Source organism: Streptomyces carpinensis (genome assembly GCF_002154505.1).
Lineage (GTDB): Bacteria > Actinomycetota > Actinomycetes > Streptomycetales > Streptomycetaceae > Streptomyces > Streptomyces carpinensis.
Window position 1 is genome coordinate 1 of record NZ_MUBM01000457.1, and the last position, 5,783, is coordinate 5,783.

5 protein-coding genes are annotated in these 5,783 nt (G+C 70.9%); 4 read left to right on the top strand and 1 reads right to left on the bottom strand.

Annotated elements, in window-relative coordinates:
• Positions 1-46: 46 nt before the first annotated feature.
• From BZY54_RS43300 to htpG, 4 genes are all read left to right on the top strand, one after another.
• Positions 47-391: a GNAT family N-acetyltransferase gene (locus BZY54_RS43300; RefSeq protein WP_086730848.1), complete on the top strand. Its 345-nt coding sequence runs from the start codon at positions 47-49 to the stop codon at positions 389-391.
• A gap of 388 nt (positions 392-779) precedes the next feature.
• Positions 780-1,136 carry an SAV_915 family protein gene (locus BZY54_RS43305; protein ID WP_086730849.1) on the top strand — a complete coding sequence of 119 codons (357 nt, stop codon included), beginning with the start codon at positions 780-782 and terminating at the stop codon, positions 1,134-1,136.
• 14 nt (positions 1,137-1,150) lie between these two features.
• Complete coding sequence (gene lysA / locus BZY54_RS43310; RefSeq protein WP_086730850.1) at positions 1,151-2,485, top strand: diaminopimelate decarboxylase; 1,335 nt, start codon at positions 1,151-1,153, stop codon at positions 2,483-2,485.
• A gap of 191 nt (positions 2,486-2,676) precedes the next feature.
• On the top strand, positions 2,677-4,587 hold the full coding sequence (gene htpG, locus BZY54_RS43315; RefSeq protein ID WP_086730851.1) for a molecular chaperone HtpG: 1,911 nt from the start codon (positions 2,677-2,679) through the stop codon (positions 4,585-4,587).
• Between the two features lie 26 nt (positions 4,588-4,613).
• On the opposite strand, the gene BZY54_RS43320 is transcribed toward htpG, so the two are convergent.
• A complete protein-coding gene (locus BZY54_RS43320; RefSeq protein ID WP_086730852.1) occupies positions 4,614-5,726 on the bottom strand; it encodes an aminotransferase class V-fold PLP-dependent enzyme in 1,113 nt (370 codons plus the stop codon).
• Positions 5,727-5,783 lie beyond the last annotated feature (57 nt).

The following is a 5,783-nucleotide window of genomic DNA, read 5'->3' on the forward strand; positions in this document are numbered from 1 at the left end:
CCCTCACCCCCCGCAAGAACCCCGCCCCGGCTGCGAAGGACGTGTCATGACGGACCAGGACCAGGCTTCCCCGACCGTCCGGAACGTCCCGGACCGGCACCGGTACGAGATCCAGGTGGACGGTGAGTTCGCCGGCTTCACCGCCTACCGTGACCGCGGCGAAGGACAGCGGGTCTTCTACCACACCAAGATCTTCGACGCGTTCTCGGGACAGGGGCTGGCCTCCCGGCTGGTGCGCGAGGCCCTGACCGATGTACGGCAGGCGGGCAAGCGCTTCGTACCCGTCTGCCCCTACGTCAAGGGATTCCTCGGGAAGCACCAGGAGTTCGCGGACATCGCCGACCCGGTGACACCGGACGTGCTGGAGTGGCTCGACACCGAGCTCAAGTGACGCGGCTTCTTCGGTAGCTCCGCTTCCTCAGCTCCGCTTCTTCCGCCGGGCAGTCGGCGGCTCGATACCGCCGCCCGGCGGTATCGAGCCGGGCGGCACCCCGCCGGACAGCCGGCCGACCGGGTGCCGCCCGGCGAGCGTCTCGTGGGTCTCGCCGTGGTTTCCGTGAACGCCTCGAAGGCGCTCCCGTCCCCGTCGACGAGGCGCGTCAGCATCACGTCAAATGGCTCCGGATCACCGTCAGCGTCGTATCAGGGCGCTCCCGAGGCACGGGTGCACCGGGCATAACGTCGAGGCGAGCCCCGGTTCGCCTCCCCGCCTCCGGGGCCTTCCAGACCCACTTCTCCGTGCGCGACTGTGCACGGCTCAGGCCCTTCAGGAGGCCGCCATGGCAGAGCTCATGTACGGCGACGACCCCGAGCCCTCCGATCGGTTCCCGGCCGGACCCCTGTACGTACCGGTCCGGCCGGGTCCTTTCGGGTGTGCGGTCCGGCTCTTCCGTACACCGCTCGGCGACCGTACGGCCGTCGGCTTCACCTCGGAACGCAGGCTGACCGCCACGCTCGGCGCCGAGCAGGCGTGGATCCGTCTCGCCGAGCCGGCCCTGCGCGCGCTGACCGCCCCGCTGGGCGTCAGCACGGTCACGGTGGACCCGCAGTTCACCGCCCCGGCTCCCGCGCCGGTCACCGCCGTCCCGTCCGCGGTCCCCACATCGGCACCCACCCCCGCGTTGCGGACCTCCTGAGAGGGGCGGACACGATGACCACGGTGCACGAACCCACCGCCCCCACCACAACCGCCGAGCTGTCGGTGTGGCCCGCCTCGACCACCGAGCCCCTGCGCGGCGACATCTCCGTGGGCGGCGTGCCGCTCGCCGAGATCGCCGACCGCTTCGGCACTCCCGTCTACGTCCTCGACGAGGCCGAGATCCGCGACCGCTGCCGCACCTACCGGGACGCCTTCCCCGACGCCGAGATCCTCTACGCCGCCAAGGCGTTCCTGTGCCGGGCCATGGCCCACTGGATGGACGAGGAGGGCCTCGGGCTCGACGTCTGCTCCGCCGGCGAACTGGAACTCGCCGTCACCACCGGCTTCCCGCCGGACCGGATCGTGCTGCACGGCAACGCCAAGTCCCCACGCGACCTGGACGCCGCCCTGCGCCTGAACGTCGGACGCATCGTCATCGACAGCTCCTCGGAGATCGCGCGACTGGCTGCCGCCGTAGGCCCGGACGGGCACCAGAAGGTGATGGTCCGAGTCGTCCCCGGTATCAGCGCCGGCGGCCACGAGAAGATCCGCACCGGCACGGACGACCAGAAGTTCGGCCTGTCGATCGCCGACGGCTACGCCCAGCACGCCATAGCCCGCATACTCGACCAACGGCAGCTCGAACTCACCGGCCTGCACTGCCACCTGGGCTCCCAGATCACCAGCGTCAAGCCGTACCTCGTCGCCGTGCGCCGCCTGGTCGGCCTGATGGCCCGCCTGTACGAACAGCACGGCCTGCTCCTGCCCGAACTCGACCTCGGCGGCGGCCACGGCGTCGCCTACCGCCCCGGCGAGCGGGCCCTGGACCTGACGTCGCTGGCCCGCAAGGTCCGCGCCGAACTGGCCGACGCCTGCGCCACGGCGGGTCTGCCGGTGCCCCGCCTGATCGTCGAACCGGGCCGGGCGATCGTGGGGCCCGCCGGGATCGCGCTGTACCGCGTCCTCGCCGTGAAGCACGCGGGCACCCATGTCTTCGTGGCGGTCGACGGGGGCATGGGCGACAACCCGCGCCCCGCCCTGTACGGCGTCCGGTACGCACCCCGCCTCATCGGCCGGCACAGCACCGCGGACCGGGCCCGGGTGACCGTGGTGGGCCGGCACTGCGAGGCGGGCGACGTGCTCGCGGCCGACGCGGAACTCCCCGCCGACGTACGCCCGGGCGACCTGCTCGCCGTACCGGTGGCAGGGGCGTACCACCTGTCCATGGCGTCCGGCTACAACCTGGTCGGCCGCCCGCCTGTCGCCGCCGTACGCGACGGCCGTGCCCGGCTCCTGGTCCGCCGTGAGTCGCTGGAGGACATCTGCACTCGTGACGTCGGCCTGTAGCGAAGCCGTCCGCCACGACTCCCGGAGCGGCGGTGCGGGAGAGGCCGCCGCACGGCCTCGGGCAAGGCCGCCCGCCGAAACCGGACAGGGCTTCCTGACGTGGTGTCAAGGCCGACCATGACCGCTGATGTCGTGTTTTAGAGTGGCTGCCGTCAGTTCCGACGACAGGGACATGTGAGGAGTTCGCGGACATGCCGACCGAGACGTTTGAGTTTCAGGTGGAGGCCCGTCAGCTGCTGCAGCTGATGATCCACTCGGTCTACTCGAACAAGGACGTCTTCCTGCGTGAGCTGGTCTCCAACGCCTCCGACGCGCTGGACAAGCTGCGCCTGGAGAAGTTGCGGCACGACTCGCTCGACGCCGACGTGTCCGATCCGCACATCGAGATCGACATCGACAAGGACGCCCGCACCCTCACCGTGCGGGACAACGGCATCGGGATGTCGTACGACGAGGTCGGGCAGCTCATCGGCACCATCGCCAACTCGGGCACCGCGAAGTTCCTCCAGGAACTGCGGGAGGCCAAGGACGCGGCCGGGGCGGAGGGGCTCATCGGCCAGTTCGGCGTCGGGTTCTACTCCGGGTTCATGGTGGCGGACGAGGTGACCCTGGTGACCCGGCGGGCCGGCGAGAGCCGGGGCACCCGCTGGTCGTCGCGCGGCGAGGGCACGTACATGCTGGAGACGGTCGACGACGCGCCGCAGGGCACCTCGGTCACCCTCCACCTCAAGCCGGCCGACCCGGAGAACCAGCTCCACGACTACACCTCCCCGTGGAAGATCAGGGAGATCATCAAGCGGTACTCCGACTTCATCACCTGGCCCATCCGGATGCTGCCCGAGGATTCCGCCGCAGCCGGCGAGAGCGACCGGGCGCCGGAACCCGAGACGCTCAACTCCATGAAGGCGCTGTGGGCGCGGCCGCGCGACCAGGTGTCCGAGGACGAGTACCACGAGCTCTACAAGCACATCGGCCACGACTGGCGCGACCCGCTGGAGACGATCCGGCTCCAGGCGGAGGGCACCTTCGAGTACCAGGCCCTGCTGTTCCTGCCCGCCCACGCTCCCCACGACCTGTTCGCGCGGGACGGAAAGCGAGGCGTGCAGCTGTACGTCAGGCGCGTGTTCATCATGGACGACTGCGAGGCGCTGCTGCCGCCGTACCTCCGCTTCGTCAAGGGGGTCGTCGACGCGGCGGACCTCTCGCTCAACGTGTCCCGCGAGATCCTCCAGCAGGACCGCCACATCGAGATGATGCGGCGGCGGCTGACGAAGAAGGTCCTGTCCACGGTCAAGGACATGATGACCAAGGACCGGGACCGCTACGACACCTTCTGGCGAGAGTTCGGCCCGGTCCTGAAGGAGGGACTGATCACCGACTCCGAGAACCGCGACGCGATCCTCGCCGTCGCGTCGTTCGCGAGCACGCACCACGACACCGAGCCGACCACGCTCGAGCAGTACGCGGAGCGGATGAAGGACGGGCAGGAGGCCATCTACTACCTGACCGGCGAGTCCCGGCAGGGCATCGAGAACTCCCCCCACATGGAGGCGTTCCGGGCCCGGGGCATCGAGGTGCTGCTGCTCACCGACCCCGTGGACGAGGTGTGGGCCGACGCCGTCGGCGAGTACGAGGGCAAGAAGCTGCGGTCCGTCGCCAAGGGGCGGATCGACCTCGACACCGAGCAGGAGGACACCTCCGACGGCGACCGGGAGAAGCAGACCGAGGAGTACGCCGGACTGCTCGGCTGGATGAAGGAGCAGCTGGAGGAGGACATCAAGGAGGTGCGCCTGTCCTCCCGCCTCACCGTCTCCCCGGCCTGCATCGTCTCCGACGCGCACGATCTGACCCCGGCCCTGGAGAACATGTACCGCGCCATGGGTCAGGAGGTACCCCGCGCCAAGCGGATCCTGGAGCTCAACCCGGACCACCAGCTGGTGAAGGGCCTCAACCAGGCATACAAGGACAGCGAGGACCGTACGGAGCTCGCTGAGACCACCGAGCTCCTGCACGGTTTGGCGGTGCTCGCCGAGGGCGGCCAGCCGAAGGAGCCGGCTCGGTTCGTCAAGCTGATGACGGACCGGCTGGAACGCGCGCTGTAATCCGGCTCCGGCAGGCGCCGGCGGGTTCAGCTCTGCAGCGACGACAGTGCGGCGGCGACCCGTTCGGACGCCTCCGGCGGGGTCGAGGCGTGCGGGGAGAGCCTGAGCGAGTCGGTGCGCACCGTCGCCGTGACGTCCTCGGCGTGCAACGTTTTCGCGACGAGGGACGGATCGTGGTCCGGCATCGTGAAGGAGAGGATGCCCGCACGCCGCGCCGGATCGGTGGGGGAGAGGACACGGCCGCCGAAGCCCCTGACGACCTCGGTGAGTTCGGAGATCCGCGTGGCGATCGCGGCCTCGATCGCCGCGACGGTGTGCCGCTCGACGAGGTCCAGTGCGGCCGCGAACGCGGCGGCGGTCACCGGGCTGAGATTGGTGATCGACCACCGTCGCGCGTCCGGGGCGGGCGGGTGCTCCGACCCGTCGAAGAGGCCGACGTCCTCGACACCCGTCCAGCCGGTGAGGACCGGCTCCAGGGATTCCAGCGCGCGGTCGGACAGTGTCGCGAAGCCGGTGGCCCAACCCGCGCGCAGCCATTTCTGACCGCCCGCGACCAGCACGTCGGCCGCGTCCCAGGGCATCTCGGCCACTCCGAACGCCTGGATGGCGTCCACGATCAGCAGCCGGTCCGGTCCGATCGCCTCGCGCAGCGCCGCCAGGTCGGCACGGAAGCCGGTGCGGAAGTCCACGGCGCTCACGGACACGGCGACGACGTCGTCGCTCAGCGCGGCGCGGACCAGATCCGGGGTGACCCCGCCGCCGGGCTCCGGGTCGAGCCAGCGCGGCGTGGCCCGGCCCAGGTGCGCGGTGCGGCGCCAGGGGTAGTGGTTGGCGGGGAAGTCGGTGCGCGGCGCGAGGACTACGCCCTCCCGGATGCCGAGAGCGGCGTGGAACAGACCGGTGGACGCGTTCGGGAGCAGCACGGTGTGCTCGGCGTCGGTGCCCGCCAGGCGGGCGGCCGTGTCCCGGGCGGCCCCTTCCGCCCGCATCAGGCCGTCCACCGTGGTGTGGTCGGCGCGGGCCGACTCCTCCATGGCTCGCGCGGTGGCGGCCACGGCGTCCCGGGAAGGCGGCCCGAACCGTGCGAAGTCGAGGTACCCGGCGGGCGTGTCGAAGTGGGCTGCGTACGACGTGAGCACAGAGCTCGTCCTTTCGGGACCGTGCGGTGCGGGCGGTGCGGGCGGTGCGGGCGGTGC